Source organism: Streptomyces sp. NPDC034099 (genome assembly GCF_055575415.1).
On the sequence record NZ_JBVISR010000001.1, the window covers coordinates 707,947 to 730,073 of the forward strand.

35 protein-coding genes are annotated in these 22,127 nt (G+C 68.0%); 1 reads left to right on the top strand and 34 read right to left on the bottom strand.

The genetic code is table 11. From position 1 onward, the window contains the following. Positions 1-73: 73 nt before the first annotated feature. The 4 genes from glmM to ACZ56V_RS03250 form a co-directional block, all read right to left on the bottom strand. Positions 74-1,432 carry a phosphoglucosamine mutase gene (glmM, locus tag ACZ56V_RS03235; RefSeq protein ID WP_398912299.1) on the bottom strand — a complete coding sequence of 453 codons (1,359 nt, stop codon included), beginning with the start codon at positions 1,430-1,432 and terminating at the stop codon, positions 74-76. A 224-nt stretch (positions 1,433-1,656) separates the two neighbouring features. Further along, positions 1,657-2,169, bottom strand: a complete 513-nt coding sequence (rpsI, locus tag ACZ56V_RS03240) for a 30S ribosomal protein S9 (RefSeq protein ID WP_087807730.1) — start codon at positions 2,167-2,169, stop codon at positions 1,657-1,659. A gap of 42 nt (positions 2,170-2,211) precedes the next feature. Beyond that, entirely contained in the window at positions 2,212-2,655 is a 444-nt protein-coding gene (rplM, locus tag ACZ56V_RS03245; protein ID WP_031041507.1) for a 50S ribosomal protein L13, read from the bottom strand. A gap of 208 nt (positions 2,656-2,863) precedes the next feature. Continuing rightward, positions 2,864-4,069 carry a glycosyltransferase 87 family protein gene (locus tag ACZ56V_RS03250; RefSeq protein ID WP_398912298.1) on the bottom strand — a complete coding sequence of 402 codons (1,206 nt, stop codon included), beginning with the start codon at positions 4,067-4,069 and terminating at the stop codon, positions 2,864-2,866. Positions 4,070-4,143: 74 nt separating this feature from the next. Here ACZ56V_RS03250 and ACZ56V_RS03255 point away from each other — a divergent pair, with 74 nt between their 5' ends. After that, on the top strand, positions 4,144-5,040 hold the full coding sequence (locus ACZ56V_RS03255) for a hypothetical protein (protein ID WP_398912297.1): 897 nt from the start codon (positions 4,144-4,146) through the stop codon (positions 5,038-5,040). A gap of 19 nt (positions 5,041-5,059) precedes the next feature. Here ACZ56V_RS03255 and truA read toward each other — a convergent pair whose 3' ends face one another. From truA to rplC, 30 genes are all read right to left on the bottom strand, one after another. After that, positions 5,060-5,914, bottom strand: coding sequence for a tRNA pseudouridine(38-40) synthase TruA (gene truA / locus ACZ56V_RS03260; protein ID WP_356364098.1), 855 nt, complete (start codon positions 5,912-5,914; stop codon positions 5,060-5,062). Between the two features lie 143 nt (positions 5,915-6,057). After that, positions 6,058-6,564: a 50S ribosomal protein L17 gene (gene rplQ, locus ACZ56V_RS03265; RefSeq protein ID WP_356364095.1), complete on the bottom strand. Its 507-nt coding sequence runs from the start codon at positions 6,562-6,564 to the stop codon at positions 6,058-6,060. 139 nt (positions 6,565-6,703) lie between these two features. Beyond that, on the bottom strand, positions 6,704-7,726 hold the full coding sequence (locus ACZ56V_RS03270; RefSeq protein WP_003966937.1) for a DNA-directed RNA polymerase subunit alpha: 1,023 nt from the start codon (positions 7,724-7,726) through the stop codon (positions 6,704-6,706). A gap of 114 nt (positions 7,727-7,840) precedes the next feature. Further along, positions 7,841-8,245, bottom strand: a complete 405-nt coding sequence (gene rpsK, locus ACZ56V_RS03275; protein WP_003948617.1) for a 30S ribosomal protein S11 — start codon at positions 8,243-8,245, stop codon at positions 7,841-7,843. A gap of 64 nt (positions 8,246-8,309) precedes the next feature. Continuing rightward, positions 8,310-8,690 carry a 30S ribosomal protein S13 gene (gene rpsM / locus ACZ56V_RS03280; protein WP_003974244.1) on the bottom strand — a complete coding sequence of 127 codons (381 nt, stop codon included), beginning with the start codon at positions 8,688-8,690 and terminating at the stop codon, positions 8,310-8,312. Positions 8,691-8,911: 221 nt separating this feature from the next. Then, a complete protein-coding gene (gene rpmJ, locus ACZ56V_RS03285) occupies positions 8,912-9,025 on the bottom strand; it encodes a 50S ribosomal protein L36 (RefSeq protein ID WP_003974245.1) in 114 nt (37 codons plus the stop codon). Positions 9,026-9,093: 68 nt separating this feature from the next. Next, complete coding sequence (gene infA, locus ACZ56V_RS03290; protein ID WP_004927214.1) at positions 9,094-9,315, bottom strand: translation initiation factor IF-1; 222 nt, start codon at positions 9,313-9,315, stop codon at positions 9,094-9,096. Positions 9,316-9,456: 141 nt separating this feature from the next. After that, positions 9,457-10,293, bottom strand: coding sequence for a type I methionyl aminopeptidase (map, locus tag ACZ56V_RS03295; RefSeq protein WP_398912294.1), 837 nt, complete (start codon positions 10,291-10,293; stop codon positions 9,457-9,459). A 149-nt stretch (positions 10,294-10,442) separates the two neighbouring features. Then, positions 10,443-11,096, bottom strand: a complete 654-nt coding sequence (locus ACZ56V_RS03300) for an adenylate kinase (RefSeq protein WP_356364087.1) — start codon at positions 11,094-11,096, stop codon at positions 10,443-10,445. Further along, positions 11,096-12,409 (bottom strand): preprotein translocase subunit SecY, encoded by a 1,314-nt coding sequence (secY, locus tag ACZ56V_RS03305; protein WP_003974248.1) that lies wholly within the window; start codon positions 12,407-12,409, stop codon positions 11,096-11,098. Before secY ends, ACZ56V_RS03300 begins: the two co-directional genes overlap by 1 nt. A gap of 256 nt (positions 12,410-12,665) precedes the next feature. Next, positions 12,666-13,121, bottom strand: a complete 456-nt coding sequence (rplO, locus tag ACZ56V_RS03310) for a 50S ribosomal protein L15 (RefSeq protein WP_003974249.1) — start codon at positions 13,119-13,121, stop codon at positions 12,666-12,668. 2 nt (positions 13,122-13,123) lie between these two features. Beyond that, positions 13,124-13,306, bottom strand: coding sequence for a 50S ribosomal protein L30 (gene rpmD, locus ACZ56V_RS03315; RefSeq protein WP_003974250.1), 183 nt, complete (start codon positions 13,304-13,306; stop codon positions 13,124-13,126). A 2-nt stretch (positions 13,307-13,308) separates the two neighbouring features. Beyond that, positions 13,309-13,914, bottom strand: coding sequence for a 30S ribosomal protein S5 (gene rpsE, locus ACZ56V_RS03320; RefSeq protein ID WP_003974251.1), 606 nt, complete (start codon positions 13,912-13,914; stop codon positions 13,309-13,311). Positions 13,915-13,957: 43 nt separating this feature from the next. Continuing rightward, the gene (gene rplR / locus ACZ56V_RS03325) at positions 13,958-14,341 is read right to left on the bottom strand and encodes a 50S ribosomal protein L18 (protein ID WP_052839849.1); all 384 of its coding nucleotides are present in this window, start codon (positions 14,339-14,341) and stop codon (positions 13,958-13,960) included. Between the two features lie 3 nt (positions 14,342-14,344). Continuing rightward, positions 14,345-14,884 (bottom strand): 50S ribosomal protein L6, encoded by a 540-nt coding sequence (gene rplF / locus ACZ56V_RS03330; protein ID WP_030145478.1) that lies wholly within the window; start codon positions 14,882-14,884, stop codon positions 14,345-14,347. Between the two features lie 24 nt (positions 14,885-14,908). Further along, a complete protein-coding gene (rpsH, locus tag ACZ56V_RS03335) occupies positions 14,909-15,307 on the bottom strand; it encodes a 30S ribosomal protein S8 (RefSeq protein WP_026248232.1) in 399 nt (132 codons plus the stop codon). A 209-nt stretch (positions 15,308-15,516) separates the two neighbouring features. Beyond that, on the bottom strand, positions 15,517-15,702 hold the full coding sequence (locus ACZ56V_RS03340) for a type Z 30S ribosomal protein S14 (RefSeq protein ID WP_003948630.1): 186 nt from the start codon (positions 15,700-15,702) through the stop codon (positions 15,517-15,519). Between the two features lie 5 nt (positions 15,703-15,707). Then, on the bottom strand, positions 15,708-16,265 hold the full coding sequence (gene rplE, locus ACZ56V_RS03345) for a 50S ribosomal protein L5 (protein ID WP_003974255.1): 558 nt from the start codon (positions 16,263-16,265) through the stop codon (positions 15,708-15,710). Then, positions 16,265-16,588: a 50S ribosomal protein L24 gene (rplX, locus tag ACZ56V_RS03350; protein ID WP_104634710.1), complete on the bottom strand. Its 324-nt coding sequence runs from the start codon at positions 16,586-16,588 to the stop codon at positions 16,265-16,267. The genes rplE and rplX overlap by 1 nt, the downstream gene beginning before the upstream one ends. Before the next feature lie 2 nt (positions 16,589-16,590). Continuing rightward, a complete protein-coding gene (rplN, locus tag ACZ56V_RS03355) occupies positions 16,591-16,959 on the bottom strand; it encodes a 50S ribosomal protein L14 (RefSeq protein WP_003974257.1) in 369 nt (122 codons plus the stop codon). A gap of 106 nt (positions 16,960-17,065) precedes the next feature. Then, on the bottom strand, positions 17,066-17,353 hold the full coding sequence (gene rpsQ / locus ACZ56V_RS03360) for a 30S ribosomal protein S17 (RefSeq protein WP_052839851.1): 288 nt from the start codon (positions 17,351-17,353) through the stop codon (positions 17,066-17,068). Further along, positions 17,353-17,577, bottom strand: coding sequence for a 50S ribosomal protein L29 (gene rpmC, locus ACZ56V_RS03365; protein WP_003974259.1), 225 nt, complete (start codon positions 17,575-17,577; stop codon positions 17,353-17,355). Before rpmC ends, rpsQ begins: the two co-directional genes overlap by 1 nt. Then, the gene (gene rplP / locus ACZ56V_RS03370) at positions 17,577-17,996 is read right to left on the bottom strand and encodes a 50S ribosomal protein L16 (RefSeq protein WP_004927269.1); all 420 of its coding nucleotides are present in this window, start codon (positions 17,994-17,996) and stop codon (positions 17,577-17,579) included. The genes rpmC and rplP overlap by 1 nt, the downstream gene beginning before the upstream one ends. A gap of 5 nt (positions 17,997-18,001) precedes the next feature. Beyond that, positions 18,002-18,835 (bottom strand): 30S ribosomal protein S3, encoded by an 834-nt coding sequence (gene rpsC, locus ACZ56V_RS03375; RefSeq protein ID WP_003974261.1) that lies wholly within the window; start codon positions 18,833-18,835, stop codon positions 18,002-18,004. Further along, the gene (gene rplV, locus ACZ56V_RS03380; protein ID WP_003974262.1) at positions 18,835-19,182 is read right to left on the bottom strand and encodes a 50S ribosomal protein L22; all 348 of its coding nucleotides are present in this window, start codon (positions 19,180-19,182) and stop codon (positions 18,835-18,837) included. The genes rpsC and rplV overlap by 1 nt, the downstream gene beginning before the upstream one ends. A 42-nt stretch (positions 19,183-19,224) precedes the next feature. Next, positions 19,225-19,506: a 30S ribosomal protein S19 gene (rpsS, locus tag ACZ56V_RS03385; protein WP_003974263.1), complete on the bottom strand. Its 282-nt coding sequence runs from the start codon at positions 19,504-19,506 to the stop codon at positions 19,225-19,227. A 12-nt stretch (positions 19,507-19,518) separates the two neighbouring features. Beyond that, positions 19,519-20,355 (bottom strand): 50S ribosomal protein L2, encoded by an 837-nt coding sequence (gene rplB, locus ACZ56V_RS03390; RefSeq protein ID WP_003974264.1) that lies wholly within the window; start codon positions 20,353-20,355, stop codon positions 19,519-19,521. Between the two features lie 40 nt (positions 20,356-20,395). Beyond that, on the bottom strand, positions 20,396-20,815 hold the full coding sequence (gene rplW, locus ACZ56V_RS03395; RefSeq protein ID WP_007443985.1) for a 50S ribosomal protein L23: 420 nt from the start codon (positions 20,813-20,815) through the stop codon (positions 20,396-20,398). Further along, a complete protein-coding gene (gene rplD, locus ACZ56V_RS03400) occupies positions 20,815-21,474 on the bottom strand; it encodes a 50S ribosomal protein L4 (protein WP_052839853.1) in 660 nt (219 codons plus the stop codon). The genes rplW and rplD overlap by 1 nt, the downstream gene beginning before the upstream one ends. 8 nt (positions 21,475-21,482) lie before the next feature. Further along, a complete protein-coding gene (rplC, locus tag ACZ56V_RS03405; RefSeq protein WP_104634712.1) occupies positions 21,483-22,127 on the bottom strand; it encodes a 50S ribosomal protein L3 in 645 nt (214 codons plus the stop codon).

A 22,127-nucleotide genomic window follows, 5' to 3' on the forward strand; every position in this document is an offset into this window, starting at 1 on the left:
CGGGCGCGACCAGCCACAACGAACCCGCGGCCCGCAACACACAGAACCCCCACCCCGAACCCGGCCCCAAAAACTAACCGAGCGCGGACTTCACCGAATCCGCCAACCGCCCCGCTACAGACCGAGCCTGCTCAATATCGGCAGCCTCCACCATCACCCGCACCAGGGGCTCGGTCCCGGAGGGACGCAGCAGCACCCGCCCGGTGCTCCCCAGCTCCCGCTCCGCCTCGGACACCGCCGCGGCCAGCTCGGCAGAGGTGCTCACCCGCGACTTGTCCACGTCCGGCACGTTCACCAGCACCTGCGGCAGCCGCTCCATCACGGACGCGAGGTCCCGCAGCGTACGGCCGGTCTGCGCGACCCGCGCCGCCAGCATCAGGCCGGTCAGCGTGCCGTCACCCGTCGTGGCGTGGTCGAGGATGATGACGTGCCCGGACTGCTCGCCACCGAGGGCGTAGCCGTGCTCCTTCATCGCCTCCAGCACGTACCGGTCGCCGACGCCGGTCTGCACGAACTGGATGCCCTCGCGCTCCATGGCTAGCTTGAAGCCCAGGTTGGACATGACGGTGGCGACGACGGTGTCCGAGCGCAGCGCCTCCCGCTCCCGCATCGCGAGCGCGAGCACGGCGAGGATCTGGTCGCCGTCGACCTCCGCACCGGTGTGGTCCACGGCCAGGCAGCGGTCGGCGTCGCCGTCGTGGGCGATGCCGAGGTCGGCGCCGTGCTCGACGACGGCGGCCTTGAGCAGGTCGAGGTGGGTGGAGCCGCAGCCGTCGTTGATGTTGAGGCCGTCGGGCACCGCGCCGATGGTGACCAGTTCGGCACCGGCCCGCGCGAACGCCTCCGGGGAGACCCGGGAGGCCGCGCCGTGCGCCTCGTCGAGAACGATCTTCAGTCCGTCGAGGCGGTTGGGGAGCACGCCGACGAGGTGGGCGACGTACTGGTCGAGCCCCTGGTCGTAGTCCCGGACGCGGCCGACACCGGCGCCGGTCGGGCGGTCCCAGGGGGCGCCGGTGCGGTGCTCGGCGTAGACGGACTCGATGCGGTCCTCCAGCTCGTCGGCGAGCTTGTGGCCGCCGCGGGCGAAGAACTTGATGCCGTTGTCGGGCATGGCGTTGTGGCTGGCGGACAGCATCACGCCGAGGTCGGCGCCGAGCGCGCCGGTCAGGTGGGCCACCGCGGGCGTCGGCAGCACGCCGACCCGCAGCACGTCCACGCCGGCACTGGCCAGGCCCGCGACCACCGCGGCCTCCAGGAACTCCCCGGAGGCGCGTGGGTCCCGGCCGACCACCGCGGTCGCCCGGTGCCCGGCGAAGGTGCCCGCCTCGGCCAGTACGTGCGCCGCGGCGACGGAGAGGCCCAGCGCCAGCTCGGCCGTCAGATCCGCGTTGGCGACACCGCGCACGCCGTCCGTGCCGAAGAGTCGTCCCACTTGTCCTCCTGAGGAAACGTCAGTTCCGGAGCGGCTGCCGATGAGTGCGGCCCACGCAGTCGGCTCCCGAACGCCCGGGCGTACAGCGCCCGACCAACGATCACATAAGCCTTAGAACGTCTTGTGCCGTTATACGCCCAACGGCGGGGATAAACGAACGCCCCGGCAGCACAGTGGCGTGCCGCCGGGGCGTTCGGAGTACAGCCGGTACCAGCAGGTACGACTTAGCGCTTGCTGTACTGCGGAGCCTTGCGGGCCTTCTTCAGACCGGCCTTCTTCCGCTCGACCGCGCGGTCGTCGCGGCGCAGGAAGCCGGCCTTCTTGAGGGCGCCGCGGTTGTTGTCCACGTCGGCCTCGTTCAGGGCGCGGGCGACACCGAGACGGAGCGCGCCGGCCTGGCCGGAGACGCCGCCACCCGCGATGCGGGCGATGACGTCGTAACGACCGTCGAGCTCGAGCACCTTGAAGGGCTCGTTGACTTCCTGCTGGTGCACCTTGTTCGGGAAGTAGTCCTCAAGGGTGCGACCGTTGATCTTCCACTTGCCGGTGCCCGGAACGATCCGGACACGGGCGATGGCGTTCTTGCGGCGGCCCAGGCCGGCGGCCGGCTGGGGCTCGCCGAACGCGGAGGCCATGGACTCCGAGGTGTACTCGCCCTCGACGGGGACCTCGGACTCGGTGGTGTAGCTGTCGATGTCGATCTCTTCGAGCGGCTGCTCGGCAGTGGTCTCGGCCACGATGCTCCTCAGATTCTCTTCAGTCTTAGGGGGTGGCCGGACTTACTGCGCGACCTGGGTGATCTCGAACGGCTGCGGCTGCTGCGCGCCGTGCGGGTGCTGGTCACCCTTGTAGACCTTCAGCTTCGAGAGCATCTGACGGCCCAGGGAGTTCTTCGGGAGCATGCCCTTGACGGCCTTCTCGATGGCCTTCTCCGGGTTCTTGTCGAGCAGCTCGTCGTAGCGCACGGAGCGCAGGCCGCCCGGGTAGCCGGAGTGGCGGTACGCCATCTTCTGGGTCCGCTTGTTGCCGGAGAGGTGCACCTTGTCGGCGTTGATGATGATGACGAAGTCACCGGTGTCGACGTGGGGCGCGTAGATCGGCTTGTGCTTGCCGCGCAGGATGGAGGCCGTAGTGGAGGCCAGACGCCCCAGGACGACGTCCTGAGCGTCGATGACGTGCCACTGGCGCGTCACATCGCCGGGCTTGGGGCTGTACGTACGCACGGTTCGTAGCCTTCGCTTCTTCAGTGAGTGGTCCTGACATTGGTCACCGAAGACGATCACGACAGCCCTGACCGCACCGCGGTGACGCATACCGCGTGCAGGTCGCTGGTCATCGGTCCCGGTGGACCGGTGTAAGGGCCCCTCACGTGAGAATGAGCAAGCCAATACACATACGACTGTGCAGAATACCCGGGCCCCTGCGGCCGGGTCAAAACGGGGCCGCGGGGGCACGCTCCGGCTCCGGCGCCCGCCCCTGCGGGACCCGGTCGCCCGGCAGGCCCGGACCGGTCCGGGCCTGCCGGGCGACCGTCACCGCCAGCACGCACAGCGTGAACGCGTCCCGGAAGGCCCGCCGCCGCTCCCCCTCCAGCCAGGGCCAGGTCAGGCCGGGTACCTGGGGCACCAGGGCGATCCAGAACCACACCCCGCGGGCCACCGATCCACCGTACGGCAGCCCGGCGAGCAGCAGCGGCAGGGCGACCAGGAGGTAGTGGTCGTAGGACGGCCGGGAGACGAGGAACGCCGACAGCATCAGCCCCGCGCCGGTCTCCGCGAGCCGCAGCGGGCCGGGGTCGGCGTGGCGCCAGCGCCGGTACGCGCAGAGCACTCCGGCGCAGGCGGCCGCCGCCGCGAGCCCCTGCGCGAGCGCCGGTGGCACCCCGAGCCGGGGCAGTACGGCCGCCGGGGAGGCCTCGTAGAGCCGTACGAAGCCGTCGTCGCCGTGCAGCAGGAAGGGCAGGGTGCGGGTGAAGAAGCCCGCCGGGTCGGGCATCGCCAGGGCCGCCGCGGCGGAGGCCAGCGCGGGCACCAGGACGGCCGCGGCCAGCGCCCGCCACCGTCCGGCGAAGAGGAAGAGCAGGACGACCGGCGCGAGCAGCGGCTTGAGCGCCACCGCCGCCCCGATGACGACCCCCGCCCCCGTCCAGCGCCCCCGGCTCGCCAGCAGCAGGGCCAGCGGCAGCGCCACCGTCGCCGTCACCGTCCAGTTGCCGAGCCGCACCAGGTGCCCGAACGGCGCGAAGCCCAGCGCGAGCCCGGTCAGCCCGAGGACCGCGAGCCGGCTGCCCAGCGGCACCCGGTGCAGCCGCAGCGCGCAGGCCCAGGCCAGGGCCAGCAGAACCGTCACCGCGCACGGCACCAGCACCCGCAGTACGGCCCCGGGCAGCAGCGCCTGCGGGACGGCGGCCAGCACGGCGCTCGGCAGGTAGAGGAAGTGCGGGTCGTCGTAGGGGGAGCCACCGGCCAGCCAGGTGCGGGCGGCCCGCACGACGATCGCGTTGTCCATCCCGCCGTCCGGGGTCGTCCGCGCCGCGTGCGCGGCGGATGCCGCCAGCACCGTCACGAGCACCGCCCACGGATGCCCTCCCGCCGGCCGCACCAACCACCCGGAGATGTCGCTTTTGCCCGTCCGCATGAACGGAACGCTAGGCCCTGCGGCCCCCAAGTCCCCGCACCAGCACGCCCTTCGGCCCGTCTAAGATGCGCCCCATGAGCTTTGGGCAGGGGGGACCTCAGTCGCAGTGGGATCCCTGGACACCGCAATCGCAGCAGCCGCAGTCCCAGCAGCCCTGGAACAGCGGGAGCAGTGACAACTCGCCGGACTGGGCCGCTCTCGCCGAGGCCTCCGAGGCCCGTGCCAAGCGGCGCCGGCTGTTCCTGATCGGCGGCGGCGCGCTGGCCACCGTGGCGATAGCCGGTGCCGTCGCGGTGGCCGTGGTCTCGGCGAACGGCTCGGACCAGGCGTCCGACGGCCCCTCCTCGCAGCTCCCGTCGACGGCGGACATACCCAGCGCGACGGCCACCGAGCCGTCCTTCGCCCCGACCAGCGCCCCGCCTCCGCTGGACCCGAAGGACTTCGTCTCCAGCGTCAAGAAGGACAAGGCCCCGCTCAGCCCCGACCTGCTCTTCCCCGGGACCCAGCTGACCATGGGCGAGACGGTGTACAAGAAGGGCCCGACGGCCGACACCCGCACCTGCGGCTCCGCCGTCCAGGGCACCCTGCCGAAGGTCCTCGACGCCAACAAGTGCACCCGCCTGATCCGCGTCACCTACACCAAGGGCGACACGGCCGTGACCGTCGGCGTGGCCGTCTTCGACACCGAGGCGCAGGCCGCGAAGGCGAAGAAGGACGCCGACAAGAAGAGCATCGTGCGCTCCCTGTCCGGCGGCGGCGTCAAGTCCTTCTGCACCGGCGCCGTCTGCCGCTCCACCACCAACTCCTACGGCCGCTACGCCTACTTCACCGTCGCCGGGTTCACGAACGGCAAGGACGTCACGGAGAAGTCCACCGGCGTGTTCCGGGCCGGCGACGACCTGGCCGAGTTCGCCTTCCGGCAGATCCGCCGACGCGGCGAGGCCCAGGCGTCCGCGGCGGCGGAAGGCTGACGCCCCACCGCTCCCCCGTTCAGCAGCAGCCGGCTCCCGGCAGCGACCGCTTGTTGCGCGCCTCCTTGTTCCGGGCGGCCAGCAGCTCGTCGGCCGGGTAGCCGACCTCCTCCAGCGTCAGCCCGTGCGGCCGTACGACGTGCACGGCCGAGTCCCGTACGCCCGCGGCCAGCACCTTCGCCGGCCAGTCGGGCCCGCGGTGCCCGTCGCCGACGAACAGCAGCGCCCCGATCAGCGAGCGCACCATGTTGTGGCAGAAGGCGTCGGCCCGCACGGTGGCGGTGATGATCCCGTCCTCGCCCCGCACGAGACTCAGCTCCTGCAGCGTCCGGATGGTGGTCGCCCCCTCCCGCTTCTTGCAGTAGGCGGCGAAGTCGTGCTCGCCCAGCAGCCCCCGGGCGGCCTCGTTCATGGCGTCCACGTCGAGCGGCCAGTCGTGCCACAGGACGTGCCCGCGCAGCAGCGGGTCGACGCCGCCGGGGTTGTCGGTGACCCGGTAGGCGTAGCGCCGCCAGACCGCCGAGAACCGCGCGTTGAAGCCGCTCGGCGCCTCCCTGAGCGCCCACACCCGCACGTCCCTGGGCAGCCGCCCCGCGAGCCGCTTGAGCAGCTTCACGTGGTGCTCGGCCCACACCTCGCGCGGCAGGTCGACATGGGCGACCTGCCCCCGGGCGTGCACCCCGGCGTCGGTCCGCCCCGCCACGGTCAGCTCGTACGTCTCCCGCGACCGCGTCACGGTCCGCAACGCGTCCTCGATCTCCCCCTGCACGGTCCGCCGCCCCCCGGCCTGCTTGGCCCACCCGGAGAACTCGCTCCCGTCATAGGAGAGATCCAGCCGCACCCGCACAAACCCGGCCTCAACTTCGTCACTCACCCAGAGATCCTCTCACCAACGAAAAAGCGGGCCCGCCCCTGAAAAGGAACGGACCCGCAAACGCCCCAAAGGGGCGCGGGGAACTGCGCGACAAGCCACGACGAACGCCGCGGCCGCCACCGCACAGCCACCCGGCAGAACGCTTACGCGTCCTTCGACTCCTCAGCCGCAGCCTCGTCATCGGCCTTGGCCGTGTCGACCTTGGTCTCCTCGGCAGCGGGAGCGGCCTCGGTGTCCTTCGCCGCACGCTTCGTCGCGGCCTCGGCCTCACCCGTGGCCTGTTGCGCCACGGTCAGCGCCTCGACCAGCTCGATGACGGCCATGGGCGCGTTGTCGCCACGACGGTTACCGATCTTGGTGATCCGGGTGTAGCCACCGGGACGGTTCTCGTAGCGCGGGCCGATCTCGGTGAAGAGCGTGTGGACGACGCTCTTGTCCGTGATCACCTGGAGCACCTGACGGCGGTTGTGAAGGTCGCCCTTCTTCGCCTTGGTGACCAGACGCTCGGCGTACGGACGCAGCTTGCGCGCCTTCGCCTCGGTGGTCGTGATCTTGCCGTGCTCGAAGAGCGACTTCGCGAGGTTCGCGAGGAGCAGCTTCTCGTGCGCGGCGCTGCCGCCCAGACGGGCACCCTTGGTGGGCTTCGGCATGATGTTTCTCCTAGGTGTCTGCCCCGGCCGTATCAGGTACCGGAGTCAGTATCCGAGCGGGCGGTCGCCCGTCGGAGACCCCGCGCCCCGAAGGGGCGCGGGGAACTGCGCGACCAGCCACGGCCGGCCGGCAGCCGAATCAGTACTGCTCGGTCTCCACGAAACCGGCGTCCGCGTCGTCGTCCGCGCCGAACGCGTCCGCCGCGGCGGTCGGGTCGAACCCGGGAGGCGAGTCCTTCAGCGCAAGCCCCATACCCGCGAGCTTGGCCTTGACCTCGTCGATCGACTTCGCACCGAAGTTGCGGATGTCGAGCAGGTCCGCCTCGGAGCGGGCAACCAGCTCACCCACGGAGTGGATGCCCTCGCGCTTGAGGCAGTTGTACGACCGAACGGTGAGCTCCAGCTCCTCGATCGGCAGCGCCAGGTCGGCGGCGAGCGCGGCGTCCGTCGGGGACGGACCCATGTCGATGCCCTCGGCGTCGATGTTCAGCTCGCGGGCGAGACCGAACAGCTCGACCAGGGTCTTGCCGGCGGAGGCCATGGCGTCACGCGGACGCATCGCCTGCTTGGTCTCGACGTCGACGATCAGCTTGTCGAAGTCGGTGCGCTGCTCGACACGCGTGGCCTCGACCTTGTACGTGACCTTGAGAACCGGCGAGTAGATCGAGTCGACCGGGATGCGCCCGATCTCCTGACCGACCTGCTTGTTCTGCACGGCGGAGACGTAGCCGCGACCGCGCTCGACGGTCAGCTCCATCTCCAGCTTGCCCTTGCCGTTGAGCGTGGCGAGGACGAGGTCGGGGTTGTGCACCTCGACACCGGCCGGGGGCGCGATGTCGGCGGCGGTGACCAGACCCGGGCCCTGCTTGCGCAGGTACATCACGACCGGCTCGTCGTGCTCCGAGGAGACGACCAGCTGCTTGATGTTGAGGATCAGGTCGGTCACGTCCTCCTTGACGCCCGGCACGGTGGTGAACTCGTGCAGGACACCGTCGATGCGGATGCTGGTGACAGCGGCGCCGGGGATCGACGAGAGGAGGGTGCGGCGGAGGGAGTTGCCGAGGGTGTAGCCGAAGCCCGGCTCCAGCGGCTCGATGACGAACCGGGAGCGGAACTCGTCGACGACCTCTTCGGTCAACGAGGGACGCTGAGCGATCAGCATGTGGTGATCCTTCAGTCAGGGGCGCCCGCTATTTGACGCCCGACTAGTACTGCAAGGGTACGGGCGATACGACCCGAAAGAGCCGTACCGCCCGGAAACCCTGGTGAAGCGAGATCAGACGCGACGACGCTTCGGCGGACGGCAGCCGTTGTGCGGGGTGGGCGTGACGTCCTGGATGGAGCCGACCTCGAGGCCGGTCGCCTGCAGGGAGCGGATGGCGGTCTCACGACCGGAACCCGGGCCCTTGACGAACACGTCGACCTTGCGCATGCCGTGCTCCTGCGCGCGACGGGCAGCCGACTCGGCGGCCATCTGCGCGGCGAACGGCGTGGACTTCCGGGAGCCCTTGAAGCCGACGTGGCCGGCGGAGGCCCAGGAGATCACGTTGCCGGTCGGGTCCGTGATGGACACGATCGTGTTGTTGAACGTGCTCTTGATGTGCGCGTGGCCGTGAGCGACGTTCTTCTTTTCCTTGCGGCGCACCTTCTTGGCAGCGCCCTGACGTCCCTTGGGGGGCATGTCGTTCTCCTACGGGAGGTGGTCGGTCCTACAGCGAAGACCGCTGAACAGCGTCCGCTGAGGACTACTTCTTGCCCGGCTTCTTCTTACCGGCGATGGCGCGACGCGGGCCCTTGCGGGTGCGAGCGTTGGTGCTGGTGCGCTGACCGCGGACGGGCAGACCGCGACGGTGACGGAGGCCCTGGTAGGTACCGATCTCGACCTTGCGGCGGATGTCGGCCTGAACCTCGCGACGGAGGTCACCCTCGGTCTTGATGTTGTTGTCGACGTACTCGCGGATCGCGACGAGCTGCTCCTCGGAGAGGTCCCGAACACGGGTGTTCGGGTCCACGCCGGTGGCGGCGAGCGTCTGCTGCGAGAGGGTCCGGCCGATGCCGAACACGTAGGTGAGGGCGATCTCCACGCGCTTTTCGCGCGGGATGTCAACACCGGAAACGCGTGCCATTCAATGGCTCCAGTTGGTTGTCGGAGGTCTTCCACAGGACCGTTCCCCGGCCGCCGGCACCTTCACGCTGTTCAAAAGACACAGCCAAAGACTTGGTACGGCTCGGGTCCCCGGCCTCCGAACCGGGGGTGTCGGGCGAACGCTCGCCCGGGTCCTGCGTATGAACATGTTCAGCTCGCGTCGCGCGAAGTCCTGCGAATCGCGGAGGGAACGGTCGTGCGTCAGCCCTGGCGCTGCTTGTGGCGCGGGTTGTCGCAGATGACCATGACCCGACCGTGACGGCGGATCACCCTGCACTTGTCGCAGATCTTCTTGACGCTCGGCTTGACCTTCATGGGTGTGAGGTTCTCCGGGTCAGTTGCCGGCGGGCCCGCGCGCGGAGCACACGGGACGTGGGCAAGATCTACTTGTACCGGTAGACGATCCGGCCACGCGTCAGGTCGTACGGAGACAGCTCCACCACGACCCGGTCGTCAGGGAGGATGCGGATGTAGTGCATACGCATCTTGCCGCTGATGTGTGCCAGGACCTGGTGGCCGTTCTGGAGCTCGACCCTGAACATGGCGTTGGGAAGAGACTCGACGACAGTGCCCTCGATCTCGATGGCACCTTGCTTCTTGGCCACGCTTCGCCCTTCGAATCGACTACCTTGATCGGCTCGTCGTGCAACCCGCAAGACATGCGGGCACACGTGAGCCGACGAGTCAGTCTACGTCAGCAACCCCGGAAAGGCGAAACGAGGAAGTCTGCCCCGGATACGAGATCGTTATGCAAGCGGGTCAGGCGCCGCCGTGATCCCCAGCTCCGCCAGCTTGGCCTTGCCGCCATCGGGGGCCGTCAGGACCAGCGGGCCCTGTTCGGTCAGGGCCACCGAGTGCTCCCAGTGGGAGGACCACGTGCCGTCCGTCGTGATCACCGTCCACTCGTCCGACAGGACCTCCGTGCGCGGGGTGCCCAGGGAGACCATCGGCTCGATGGCGAGGCAGAAGCCGGGGACGAGCTTCGGGCCCTTGCCGCGGCGGCGGTCGACGTAGTTCAGCAGATGCGGGTCCATGTGCATCTCGGTGCCGATGCCGTGGCCGCCGTAGTCCTCGATGATCCCGTACTTGCCGCCGCCGGGCTTGGGCTGGCGGCGGATGTAGGACTCGATGGCGCGGGAGACGTCCACCAGGCGGTTGCCCTGCTTCATGGCGGCGATGCCCGCCCACATCGACTCCTCGGTCACCCGGGACAGCTCGACCAGCTCCGGGGAGTGGCCGGAGCCGACGAAGGCCGTGTAGGCGGCGTCGCCGTGCCAGCCGTCGATGATCGCGCCGCAGTCGATGGAGATGACGTCGCCGTCCTTGAGGACCACGTCGTCGGACGGGATGCCGTGGACGACGACCTCGTTCACCGAGGTGCAGATGGTGGCGGGGAAGCCGCCGTACCCGAGGAAGTTCGGCTTGGCGTCGTGCTCCGCGAGGACCTTGCGGGCGACCTGGTCCAGGTCCCTGGTCGTCGCGCCGGGCACGGCGGCCTCGCGCGTGGCCGCGTGGATGGCGGCGACGACCAGCCCCGCTTCGCGCATCTTGGCGATCTGCTCGGGGTTCTTGATCTGCACCATGGGGGCTGCGGCCTTTCTGGACTGGACCGGAGAAGGGAAGACGGGGAGGGACGGGAACGCAGTCCCACGATACGGGGCGGAGCCGCCCCACCCCACAGCACAGCCGCGGCCCCCTGAGCGAGGAACCGCGGCTGAGGCCGGGCGGAGTACTACTGGTCGCGCTTGAGCGCCTCCAGCGCACGGCGGGTGACCTCTTCCACGGGACCCGTCGCGGCGATGGTGGCGACCAGGCCCTGCGACTTGTAGTAGTCGATGATCGGCTCGGTCTGCGTGTGGTAGACCTCCAGCCGCTTGCGGACCGTCTCCTCGGAGTCGTCGTCCCGCTGGTACAGCTCGCCGCCGCAGACGTCGCAGACGCCTTCCTTCTTCGGCGGGGAGTACGTCACGTGGAAGACGTGCGCGGACTCGTTGCGGCAGACGCGCCGGCCGGCGATCCGCTTGACGACCTCGTCCTCCGGGGCCTCCAGGTCCAGCACCGCGTCGAGCTTCATGTCCTCGGTCTCGAGCAGCTCGTCCAGCGCCTCGGCCTGGGAGACGTTGCGCGGGAAACCGTCCAGCAGGAAGCCGCCCTCGGCGTCGGGCTGCTCCATGCGGTCCTTCGCCATGGCGATGGTGACCTCGTCCGGCACGAGATTGCCGGCGTCCATGTAGGACTTCGCGAGCTTGCCCAGTTCGGTCTGCTGGCTGATGTTCGCGCGGAACAGGTCGCCCGTGGAGATGTGCGGAATGTGCAGCGTCTCGGCAAGGCGGGTGGCCTGCGTTCCCTTTCCGGCACCCGGAGGCCCGACGAGGACGATTCGCATCAGCGGAGGAACCCTTCGTAATTGCGCTGCTGGAGCTGGCTCTCGATCTGCTTCACCGTCTCGAGACCGACACCCACGATGATCAGGATGCTGGTACCGCCGAACGGGAAGTTCTGGTTTGCCCCGAAACCAGCCAACGCCATTGTCGGGACGAGAGCGATCAGACCCAAGTACAGCGAACCCGGCCAGGTGATCCGGTTGAGTACGTAGCTCAGATACTCAGCGGTCGGTCGGCCAGCCCGGATGCCCGGGATGAAGCCACCATACTTCTTCATGTTGTCCGCGACTTCCTCGGGGTTGAACGAGATGGCCACGTAGAAGAAGGCGAAGAAGACGATCAGGAAGAAGTACAGGATGATGTGCGGCGTCGCCGCCGTGTCCGCGAGGTTCTTCGTGATCCAGGTGGCCCAGCCCGCCGTCGAGTTCGAGAACTGGACGATCAGTGCCGGGATGTAGAGCAGCGACGAGGCGAAGATGACGGGGATGACACCCGCCTGGTTCACCTTGAGCGGGATGTACGTCGAGGTGCCGCCGTAGGAGCGGCGGCCGATCATGCGCTTCGCGTACTGCACCGGGATGCGGCGCTGGGCCTGCTCCACGAAGACCACGAGGCCGACCATCACCAGGCCGACGAGGATGACCGTGCCGAACTCGATCCAGCCGTCGGCCAGCTCGCCCTGCTTCTTGATGGCCCACAGGGCGGACGGGAAGGTGGCGGCGATCGAGATGAACATCAGGATCGACATGCCGTTGCCGATGCCGCGGTCGGTGATCAGCTCGCCGAGCCACATGACGACGCAGGTACCGGCGGTCATGCAGATCACCATGACGACGGTGGTGAAGATCGCCTGGTCGGGGACGATCTGCCCGGCGACGGTGCAGCCGGAGAAGAGGGCGCCGCTGCGGGCGGTGGCCACCAGGCCGGTGCCCTGGAGGATGGCGAGCGCGACGGTCAGGTAGCGGGTGTACTGCGTGATCTTCGCCGTACCCGCCTGGCCCTCCTTCTTGAGGGCTTCCAGGCGCGGGATCACGACGGTCAGCAGCTGCAGAATGATGCTCGCCGTGATGTACGGCATGATGCCGAGCGCGAAGACCGTGATCTGCAGCAGGGCGCCACCGCTGAACATGTTGACCAGGCCGAAGAGACCCTGGTTGCCGGACGCCTGGTCCACGCACTCCTGGACGTTCTTGTAGTCGACGCCTGGAATGGGGATGTGGGTACCGAGTCGGTACACCACGATGATGCCGAGCGTGAAGAGCAGCTTCTTGCGCAGGTCGGGCGTCTTGAACGCCCGGGCGAACGCGGTGAGCACGGTGCCTCCTGCGACCCCCGCGCTACTGCGTCAAGGGTGACGGTCTTGAGGTTCGACTGACGACTGATAAGTGGACGGCTAAGGGAGTAACGCTGAACCGCCGCCAAGAGTGCCTCATGTGACGCACCCGTGAAAGAGGGCAGCGCAGGCCACCTTACCGGCGGGAGCACTCCCCTTGGAACGACCAACCGGGGATACCCCTTTTGTGGGGCATCCCCGGTCGGGATCGCTCATGTCATCGACACGCCCGAGTAGTTCAGACGAGCTCGGTGACGGTACCGCCGGCGGCGGTGATCTTCTCCTTGGCGGAGCCGGAGACGGCGTCGACCGTCACCTGCAGCGCCACGGAGATCTCGCCCTGGCCGAGGACCTTGACGAGGCTGTTCTTGCGAACGGCACCCTTGGCCACGAGGCCCTCGACGGTGACTTCGCCACCCTCGGGGTACAGCGCGGCCAGCTTGTCGAGGTTCACGACCTGGAACTCGGTCTTGAACGGGTTCTTGAAGCCCTTCAGCTTCGGAAGACGCATGTGGAGGGGCATCTGGCCACCCTCGAAGCGCTCCGGAACCTGGTAACGGGCCTTCGTACCCTTCGTACCACGACCGGCCGTCTTACCCTTCGACGCCTCACCACGACCCACACGGGTCTTGGCGGTCTTGGCGCCCGGGGCGGGACGGAGGTTGTGGATCTTGAGCGGGTTGTTCTCCGCCATGATCAGTCGACCTCCTCGACCGTCACGAGGTGGCGGACGGTGTGCACCATGCCGCGGAACTCGGGGCGGTCCTCCTTGACGACCTGCGTGTTGATCCCCTTGAGACCAAGGGAACGCAGGGTGTCGCGGTGGTTCTGCTTGCTGCCGATGTAGGACTTGACCTGCGTAATCTTGAGCTGCGCCATGATTACGCACCCGCCCCGGCACGCGCACGGAGAAGGGCCGCGGGGGCGACGTCCTCGAGCGGCAGACCACGGCGGGCCGCGATCTCCTCGGGACGCTGCAGGCCCTTGAGGGCCTCCACGGTCGCGTGCACGATGTTGATCTGGTTGTCGGAGCCGAGCGACTTCGACAGCACGTCGTGGATACCGGCGCACTCGAGCACGGCGCGCACCGGACCACCGGCGATAACGCCGGTACCGGGGGACGCGGGCTTGAGCAGCACGACGCCGGCAGCCTTCTCACCCTGGATGGGGTGCGGGATGGTGCCCTGGATGCGGGGGACCTTGAAGAAGTGCTTCTTGGCCTCCTCAACGCCCTTGGCGATGGCGGCCGGCACCTCCTTGGCCTTGCCGTATCCGACACCCACGGTGCCGTCACCGTCGCCCACCACGACCAGCGCGGTGAAGCTGAAGCGACGACCACCCTTCACAACCTTGGCGACGCGGTTGATCGCGACGACGCGCTCAACGTAAGCGGTCTTCTCGGCGGCGCCTGCGCCACCGTCACGGCCCTTCCGGTCCCGCCGCTCGCCGCCACCGGCACCGCTACCGCGGCGCTGGGGTCCAGCCATTGGAATTACCTCTCTCTGTTTCCGCTAGCGATACGGAACCGGCTCAGAACTTCAGTCCGGCTTCGCGGGCGGCGTCCGCCAGGGCTGCGATGCGCCCGGCGTACTGGTTGCCACCACGGTCGAACACGACGGCCTCGATGCCGGCGGCCTTGGCGCGCTCGGCGACCAGGGCGCCGACCTGCTTGGCCTGCGCGGACTTGTCGGCCTCGCCGCCACGGATCGAGGTGTCCAGGGTGGACGCCGACGCAAGGGTGTGACCCTTGATGTCGTCGATCACCTGGGCCACGATGTGGCGGTTCGAGCGGGTAACGACCAGACGGGGACGCTCCGCCGTACCCGAGAGATTCTTGCGAATCCGGATGTGGCGGCGCTTGATCGCGGCGCGCTTGTAGGCGTCGCCCTTCAGGATCTTCTGTCCGTATGCCATGGCTTACTTACCCGCCTTTCCGACCTTGCGGCGGATGACTTCGCCCTCGTACTTGACGCCCTTGGCCTTGTACGGGTCGGGCTTGCGCAGCTTGCGGATGTTGGCCGCAACCTCGCCGACCTTCTGCTTGTCGATGCCCTCGACCGAGAAGTGGGTCGGGTTCTCCACCTTGAAGGTGATTCCCTCGGGGGCCTCGACGAGGATCGGGTGGCTGTAGCCGAGGGAGAACTCCAGGTTCGAACCCTTGGCGAGCACGCGGTAACCGACACCGCTGATCTCGAGCTTCTTCACGTAACCCTGGGTCACGCCGGTGATCATGTTCGCCACCAGCGTGCGGGACAGGCCGTGCAGGGCCTTGCTCTGACGCTCGTCGTTGGGGCGGGTGACGTTCAGCACGCCGTCCTCACCCTTGGCGATGTCGATCGGCGCCACGACGGTGTGAGTCAGCGTGCCCTTGGGGCCCTTGACCGAAACCGTACGGCCGTCGATGGTGACGTCCACGCCGGCGGGAACCGCGATGGGGAGCTTGCCGATGCGCGACATAGCTGTTTCCTCCGTTCCCTTCCGTTACCAGACGTAGGCGAGGACTTCTCCGCCTACGCCCTTCTTGCCGGCCTGCTTGTCGGTGAGGAGCCCGTGGGACGTGGAGATGATCGCCACGCCGAGGCCACCCAGCACCTTGGGCAGGTTGGTGGACTTCGCGTACACCCGGAGACCGGGCTTGGAGATCCGCTTGATGCCCGCGATGGAGCGCTCACGGTTCGGGCCGAACTTCAGCTCGAGGACGAGGTTCTTGCCGACCTCGGCGTCCTCGGTCTTCCAGCCCGTGATGAAGCCCTCCTGCTGGAGGATCTCCGCGATGTGAGACTTGATCTTGGACGCCGGCATCGTCACAGAGTCGTGGTACGCCGAGTTCGCGTTCCGCAGACGCGTAAGCATGTCTGCGATCGGATCAGTCATGGTCATGAATTGGCCTTCGGCCTCTCTCGCCGGGGTTTCCTGGTGCGCCATCCCTCTCCCCGATCCGAGACGGGACGGGTGCGGCGCGGTGGACCTACGGCGTAGTAAGTCGTACGGGCGGCAGACGCCCAACCCCGCAAGCCTACGGCATGCGAGGGCGGGCTTCTGCCGACCCAGATGCTTACCGAGAGCCTTGGTAACCCGGGATTACCGGATTACCAGGAGCTCTTGGTCACGCCCGGCAGCTCGCCACGGTGAGCCATCTCACGAAGGCACACGCGGCACAGGCCGAACTTGCGGTAGACGGAGTGCGGACGGCCGCAGCGCTGGCAGCGCGTGTAGCCGCGGACACCGAACTTGGGCTTGCGAGCAGCCTTGGCAATCAGAGCCTTCTTCGCCATCTCGCTCACGCCTCCTTGAAGGGGAAGCCGAGGTGACGGAGGAGCGCGCGGCCCTCAGCGTCGTTGGTCGCCGTGGTCACCACGGTGATGTCCATACCCCGGGTGCGGTCGATCTTGTCCTGGTCGATCTCGTGGAACATGACCTGCTCGGTGAGACCGAAGGTGTAGTTGCCACGGCCGTCGAACTGCTTGGGGGACAGACCACGGAAGTCGCGGATGCGCGGCAGCGCCAGCGACAGGGTGCGGTCCAGGAACTCCCACATGCGGTCGCCACGGAGCGTGACGTGGGCACCGATCGGCTGGCCCTCGCGCAGCTTGAACTGCGCGATGGACTTGCGGGCCTTGGTGACGGCCGGCTTCTGACCGGTGATGGTGGTCAGGTCGCGGATCGCGCCCTCGATCAGCTTCGAGTCACGGGCGGCGTCGCCGACACCCATGTTGACCACGATCTTCACGAGGCCGGGGATCTGCATGACGTTCTCGTAGGAGAACTCCTCACGCAGCTTGCCCGCGATCTCCTCGCGGTACTTCGTCTTGAGACGCGGAGTGGTGGTGGTAGCCATCAGATGTCCTCACCCGTCCGCTTGGCAACGCGGATCTTGTTGCCCTCGTCGTCGAAGCGGTAACCGACGCGCGTGACGACCTTGTCGCCGTCCTTCTCCACGACCAGCTGGACGTTGGAGACGTGGATCGGCGCCTCGGTGGTCACGATGCCGCCGGCCTGCGAACCGCGAGCGGTCGGACCGGCCTTGGTGTGCTTCTTGACCCGGTTGACACCCTCGACCAGGACGCGGTCCTCACGGGGGAAGGCCGCGATGACCTTGCCCTGCTTGCCCTTGTCCTTACCGGTGATGACCTGGACCAGGTCGCCCTTCTTGATCTTCATGCTCACAGCACCTCCGGCGCGAGGGAGATGATCTTCATGAACTTCTTCTCGCGCAGCTCACGGCCGACCGGGCCGAAGATACGGGTGCCGCGAGGGTCGCCGTCGTTCTTCAGAATGACGGCGGCGTTCTCGTCGAAGCGGATGTACGAGCCGTCCGGACGGCGGCGCTCCTTGACGGTGCGAACGATGACCGCCTTGACGACGTCACCCTTCTTCACGTTGCCACCGGGGATCGCGTCCTTGACGGTGGCGACGATGACGTCACCGATACCCGCGTAGCGGCGGCCGGAGCCACCGAGCACACGGATGGTCAGGATTTCCTTCGCACCCGTGTTGTCGGCGACACGCAGCCGCGACTCCTGCTGGATCACGTCTATCTCCTGAATGTCTGCCGGTTCCCCGGGAGCCGATCACTGGGTGAACGGCTCCCGGAGCCTGGCGGAACTGACCTGCGAGGAATGCCCCGCAGGAAATTTCTTACTTGGCCTTCTCGAGGACCTCGACGACGCGCCAGCGCTTCGTCGCGGACAGCGGCCGGGTCTCCATGAGGAGGACACGGTCGCCGACGCCCGCGGAGTTCTGCTCGTCGTGAGCCTTGAGCTTCTCGGTACGGCGGATGACCTTGCCGTACAGCGCGTGGGTCACGCGGTCCTCGACGGCGACGACGACGGTCTTGTCCATCTTGTCGCTGACGACCAGACCCTGACGGGTCTTGCGGAAGCCGCGCGCGGCCTTCGTCTCTTCAGTCACGTTGCTCTCGCTCATCAGGCGCTCTCCACCGTCTCGATGCCCAGCTCGCGCTCACGCATCAGGGTGTAGATCCGGGCGATGTCCTTACGGACGGCCTTGAGCCGACCGTGGTTCTCGAGCTGACCCGTCGCCGCCTGGAAGCGGAGGTTGAACAGCTCTTCCTTGGCCTCGCGGAGCTTCGCAAGAAGCTCCTCGTTGCCCAGCTCGCGCAGCTCGGACGCCTTGGTACCGGCCGACATCACGCTTCACCTGCCTCGCGCTTGACGATCCGGCACTTCATCGGCAGCTTGTGGGCCGCACGAGTCAGCGCCTCACGGGCGATCTTCTCGTTGGGGTAGGACAGCTCGAACATGACCCGGCCCGGGTGCACGTTCGCGATCCACCACTCCGGAGAACCCTTACCGGAACCCATGCGGGTCTCGGCCGGCTTCTTCGTGAGCGGGCGGTCCGGGTAGATGTTGATCCAGACCTTGCCGCCACGCTTGATGTGGCGGGTCATCGCGATACGGGCCGCCTCGATCTGGCGGTTGGTCACGTACGCCGGCGTGAGGGCCTGGATGCCGTACTCGCCGAACGCGACCGTCGTACCGCCCTTGGCCTGACCACGGCGCTTCGGGTGGTGCTGCTTGCGGTGCTTGACCCTACGGGGGATCAGCATGACGGTCAGGCCTCCGTTCCGGTGCTCTCAGCCGGAGCGGCAGCGGCGGGCGCCTCGGCCTTGGGGGCCTCGGCGGCCGGAGCCGACTGCTGCTGCGGCTTGCGCCCGCGACGCTCGCCACCGCGGCCACCACGGGCCGGGCGGTCGTTGCCGCCACCGCGGGCCGGGCGGTTGCCCGCACGCGCGGCGGCGTTCTCGGCGCGGACCTCGGCGATGTTCTTGACGTCGCCCTTGTAGATCCAGACCTTCACACCGATGCGGCCGAAGGTCGTCTTGGCCTCGAAGAAGCCGTAGTCCACGTTCGCGCGGAGCGTGTGCAGGGGCACACGGCCCTCGCGGTAGAACTCCGAGCGGGACATCTCGGCGCCGCCGAGACGGCCACCGCACTGGATCTTGATGCCCTTGGCGCCGGCCTTCATCGTGCCCTGCATGCTCTTGCGCATGGCGCGACGGAAGGAGACGCGGGAGGACAGCTGCTCGGCGACGGCCTGGGCGACCAGCTGGGCGTCGGTCTCGGGGCTCTTGACCTCGAGGATGTTCAGCTGGACCTGCTTGCCCGTGAGCTTCTCGAGCTGACCGCGGATCTTGTCGGCCTCCGCACCGCGGCGGCCGATGACGATGCCCGGACGAGCCGTGTGGATGTCCACGCGGACGCGGTCACGGGTGCGCTCGATCTCGACCTTGGAGATGCCGGCGCGCTCCATGCCGGACGTCAGCATCCGACGGATGGCGACGTCTTCCTTGACGTAGTCCTTGTACAGCTTGTCGGCGTACCAACGCGACTTGAAGTCGGTGGTGATGCCGAGCCGGAACCCGTGCGGGTTTACCTTCTGGCCCATTACCGGGTTCCTTCCTTGCTGCTGACGACCACGGTGATGTGGCTGGTCCGCTTGCGGATCCGGTAGGCACGGCCCTGCGCGCGCGGCCGGAACCGCTTCAGGGTCGGACCCTCGTCGACGTAAGCCTCGGAAATGAAGAGGCTGTCGGCGTCGGTGTGGTCGTAGTTGTGCGCGGCGTTGGCGATGGCGCTGTCCAGCACCTTGCCGACCGGCACGCTCGCGGCCTGCGGGGCGAAACGCAGGACCGCCTGAGCCTCCGTGGCATCCATGCCACGGATGAGGTCCACCACGCGGCGGGCCTTCATGGGCGTGACGCGGATGTACCGCGCCTGGGCCCTGGCTTCCATGGTTGTCCCTTCAGTGTTTGTCATGGTCATTCCACCCCGCTGTTAGCGGCGCTTCGACTTCCGGTCGTCCTTGACGTGACCCCGGAAGGTGCGCGTCGGCGAGAACTCGCCGAGCTTGTGGCCGACCATGGACTCGGTGACAAACACCGGGATGTGGGTCTTGCCGTTGTGCACCGCGATCGTGTGGCCGAGCATCGCCGGGACGATCATCGAGCGACGGGACCAGGTCTTGATGACGTTCTTGGTACCGGCTTCGTTCTGCGTGTCCACCTTCTTGATCAGGTGGTCGTCGACGAAGGGTCCCTTCTTCAAGCTACGAGGCATCTCAACCCGTCCTTAGCGCTTCTTGTTCGTCTTGCGGCGGCGGACGATGTACTTGTTCGACGCCTTCTTGGGCGAACGAGTACGGCCTTCCTTCTTGCCCCAGGGGGACACCGGGTGGCGACCACCCGAGGTACGGCCTTCGCCACCACCGTGCGGGTGGTCCACCGGGTTCATGACCACACCACGCACGGTCGGGCGAACGCCCAGCCAGCGCTTACGGCCCGCCTTGCCCCAGTTGATGTTGCTCTGCTCGGCGTTGCCGACCTCGCCGACCGTGGCGCGGCAGCGCTGGTCGACCAGGCGGATCTCTCCGGACGGCATGCGCAGGTGGGCCATCGTGCCCTCCTTCGCGAGCAGCTGCACGGAGGCACCGGCGGAGCGGGCGAACTTGGCGCCGCCACCGGGACGGAGCTCGATCGCGTGGATCGTGGTACCGACCGGGATGTTGCGGAGCGCCAGGTTGTTGCCCGGCTTGATGTCGGCCCCGGGACCGTTCTCGACGCGGTCACCCTGCTGCAGGTTGCGCGGGGCGAGGATGTAGCGCTTCTCGCCGTCGGCGTAGTGCAGCAGCGCGATGCGCGCGGTGCGGTTGGGGTCGTACTCGATGTGCGCGACCTTCGCCGGCACGCCGTCCTTGTCGTGCCGACGGAAGTCGATGACACGGTAGGCGCGCTTGTGTCCGCCACCCTGGTGGCGAACGGTCACACGACCGGCGTTGTTACGGCCGCCCTTGCTGTGCAGCGGGCGGACCAGCGACTTCTCCGGCGTGGACCGCGTGACCTCGACGAAGTCGGCGACGCTGGAGCCACGACGGCCCGGCGTAGTCGGCTTGTACTTGCGGATTCCCATTTCTCAGTCCTCGTCCGATTCCGGACGATCCGGACCTCCGTCAGGAGGTCGGACCGCCGAAGATGTCGATACGGTCGCCCTCGGCGAGGGTCACGATCGCGCGCTTGCTGTCGGCACGCTTGCCGAAGCCCGTGCGGGTCCGCTTCCGCTTGCCCTGGCGGTTGATCGTGTTGACCCCGGTGACCTTGACCGAGAAGACCGCCTGGACGGCTTCCTTGATCTGGGTCTTGTTGGAGCCCGGCGCGACGATGAACGTGTACTTGTTCTCGTCGAGGAGCGCGTAGCTCTTCTCGGACACGACCGGCTTCAGCAGCACGTCACGGGGGTCCGTGAACGCCTTGCTGGCCGGGGTGACGACGGTGTTCTTGCCCTCGGCCTCGTGGCGGCGCGCCTTGGCGACGCGCGCGGCCTTGGCGGCCTTGGCCGCCTTGGAGGCGATGCTCGGGTGACGCGTAGCCATCAGGCTTCGCTCCCTTCGGTGTCAGCGGCCTTGTTGGGGCCAGACACGAAGGACTCGAAAGCGGCCTGGGTGAAGACCACGTCGTCCGAGACGAGAACGTCGTACGTGTTCAGCTGGCCCGGCTCCAGGATGTGGATCTGGGGCAGGTTGCGGGCGGACAGCCACGCGGCCTCGTCGGCGCGGTCGACGACCAGGAGCAGGTTCTTGCGCTCCGAGATCTTGCCGAACAGCGTCCGGGCGGCCTTCGTGGACGGGTTCTCGCCCTCGATGACGCCGGTGACGACGTGGATGCGGTTGTGGCGGGCCCGGTCGGTGAGGGCGTGGCGCAGGGCCGCGGCCTTCATCTTCTTCGGGGTCCGCTGCGAGTAGTCACGCGGCTGCGGGCCGTGGACGACGCCACCGCCGGCGAACTGCGGCGCACGGGTCGAACCCTGGCGGGCGCGGCCGGTGCCCTTCTGGCGGTACGGCTTCTTGCCGCCACCACGGACCTCGCCGCGACGCTTGGTCTTGTGCGTGCCCTGGCGGGCAGCGGCGTTCTGCGCGACGACGACCTGGTGGATCAGCGGAATGCTGATCTTCTCCACGCCGAAGATCTCCGCGGGGAGCTCGACGCTTCCGGTCTTCTCGCCGGCAGGCGAAAGGATGTCAACAGTGCTCATCGGTTACCTCAGGCCCCCTTGGCCGCAGTGCGGACCAGGACGAGGCCGCCGTTCGGACCAGGAACCGCGCCCTTGATGAGGAGCAGGCCCTTCTCCGCGTCAACGGCGTGAACGGTCAGGTTCTGGGTGGTGACCCGCTCGTTGCCCATGCGACCCGCCATGCGCATGCCCTTGAAGACACGGCCGGGGGTGGCACAGCCACCGATGGATCCGGGCATGCGGTGCACACGGTGGGCACCGTGCGACGCCTTGCCACCCTTGAAGTTGTGGCGCTTCATGACGCCGGCGAAGCCCTTGCCCTTGCTCTTCGCGGTGACGTCGACCTTCACGCCGGACTCGAAGGCCTCAGCGGTGATCTCCTGGCCGAGGGTGTACTCGCTGGCACCAGCGGTACGGATCTCGACGAGGTGACGACGGGGGGTGACGTCGGCCTTGGCGAAGTGGCCCTTGAGGGGCTTGTTCACCTTGCGCGGGTCGATCTCGCCGAAGGCGATCTGGACCGACTCGTAGCCGTCGACGTCGTTCGTGCGGACCTGGGTGACGACGTTGGGGCCGGCCTTGACGACGGTGACCGGAACAACACGGTTGTTCTCGTCCCACACCTGCGTCATGCCGAGCTTCTCGCCCAGGATGCCCTTGATCTGCTTGGTCAT

Coding starts and splice junctions, on each gene's coding strand:
- ACZ56V_RS03270 (WP_003966937.1), bottom strand. CDS start 7,726: ATGCTGATCGCTCAGCGTCCCTCGTTGACCGAAGAGGTCGTCGACGAG.
- map (WP_398912294.1), bottom strand. CDS start 10,293: ATGGTGCAGATCAAGAACCCCGAGCAGATCGCCAAGATGCGCGAAGCG.
- rplR (WP_052839849.1), bottom strand. CDS start 14,341: ATGGCATACGGACAGAAGATCCTGAAGGGCGACGCCTACAAGCGCGCC.
- rpsM (WP_003974244.1), bottom strand. CDS start 8,690: ATGGCACGCGTTTCCGGTGTTGACATCCCGCGCGAAAAGCGCGTGGAG.
- rplQ (WP_356364095.1), bottom strand. CDS start 6,564: ATGCCGAAGCCCACCAAGGGTGCCCGTCTGGGCGGCAGCGCCGCGCAC.
- rplP (WP_004927269.1), bottom strand. CDS start 17,996: ATGCTGATCCCCCGTAGGGTCAAGCACCGCAAGCAGCACCACCCGAAG.
- rpsS (WP_003974263.1), bottom strand. CDS start 19,506: ATGCCTCGTAGCTTGAAGAAGGGACCCTTCGTCGACGACCACCTGATC.
- rpsK (WP_003948617.1), bottom strand. CDS start 8,245: ATGCCCCCCAAGGGACGTCAGGGCGCTGCCAAGAAGGTGCGCCGCAAG.
- ACZ56V_RS03300 (WP_356364087.1), bottom strand. CDS start 11,096: ATGCGAATCGTCCTCGTCGGGCCTCCGGGTGCCGGAAAGGGAACGCAG.
- rplD (WP_052839853.1), bottom strand. CDS start 21,474: ATGAGCACTGTTGACATCCTTTCGCCTGCCGGCGAGAAGACCGGAAGC.
- rplB (WP_003974264.1), bottom strand. CDS start 20,355: ATGGGAATCCGCAAGTACAAGCCGACTACGCCGGGCCGTCGTGGCTCC.
- rpsE (WP_003974251.1), bottom strand. CDS start 13,914: ATGGCTGGACCCCAGCGCCGCGGTAGCGGTGCCGGTGGCGGCGAGCGG.
- rplV (WP_003974262.1), bottom strand. CDS start 19,182: ATGGAAGCCAGGGCCCAGGCGCGGTACATCCGCGTCACGCCCATGAAG.
- ACZ56V_RS03250 (WP_398912298.1), bottom strand. CDS start 4,069: ATGCGGACGGGCAAAAGCGACATCTCCGGGTGGTTGGTGCGGCCGGCG.
- rplO (WP_003974249.1), bottom strand. CDS start 13,121: ATGGCGGAGAACAACCCGCTCAAGATCCACAACCTCCGTCCCGCCCCG.
- rpmD (WP_003974250.1), bottom strand. CDS start 13,306: ATGGCGCAGCTCAAGATTACGCAGGTCAAGTCCTACATCGGCAGCAAG.
- rplX (WP_104634710.1), bottom strand. CDS start 16,588: ATGAAGATCAAGAAGGGCGACCTGGTCCAGGTCATCACCGGTAAGGAC.
- rpsQ (WP_052839851.1), bottom strand. CDS start 17,353: ATGAGCGAGAGCAACGTGACTGAAGAGACGAAGGCCGCGCGCGGCTTC.
- ACZ56V_RS03340 (WP_003948630.1), bottom strand. CDS start 15,702: ATGGCGAAGAAGGCTCTGATTGCCAAGGCTGCTCGCAAGCCCAAGTTC.
- rpsH (WP_026248232.1), bottom strand. CDS start 15,307: ATGACCATGACTGATCCGATCGCAGACATGCTTACGCGTCTGCGGAAC.
- rplE (WP_003974255.1), bottom strand. CDS start 16,265: ATGGCTACCACCACCACTCCGCGTCTCAAGACGAAGTACCGCGAGGAG.
- rplW (WP_007443985.1), bottom strand. CDS start 20,815: ATGGCTACGCGTCACCCGAGCATCGCCTCCAAGGCGGCCAAGGCCGCC.
- rpmC (WP_003974259.1), bottom strand. CDS start 17,577: ATGTCGGCCGGTACCAAGGCGTCCGAGCTGCGCGAGCTGGGCAACGAG.
- rplF (WP_030145478.1), bottom strand. CDS start 14,884: ATGTCGCGCATCGGCAAGCTCCCCATCGCGGTTCCCGCCGGCGTGGAC.
- rplC (WP_104634712.1), bottom strand. CDS start 22,127: ATGACCAAGCAGATCAAGGGCATCCTGGGCGAGAAGCTCGGCATGACG.
- ACZ56V_RS03255 (WP_398912297.1), top strand. CDS start 4,144: ATGAGCTTTGGGCAGGGGGGACCTCAGTCGCAGTGGGATCCCTGGACA.
- rpmJ (WP_003974245.1), bottom strand. CDS start 9,025: ATGAAGGTCAAGCCGAGCGTCAAGAAGATCTGCGACAAGTGCAGGGTG.
- rpsC (WP_003974261.1), bottom strand. CDS start 18,835: ATGGGCCAGAAGGTAAACCCGCACGGGTTCCGGCTCGGCATCACCACC.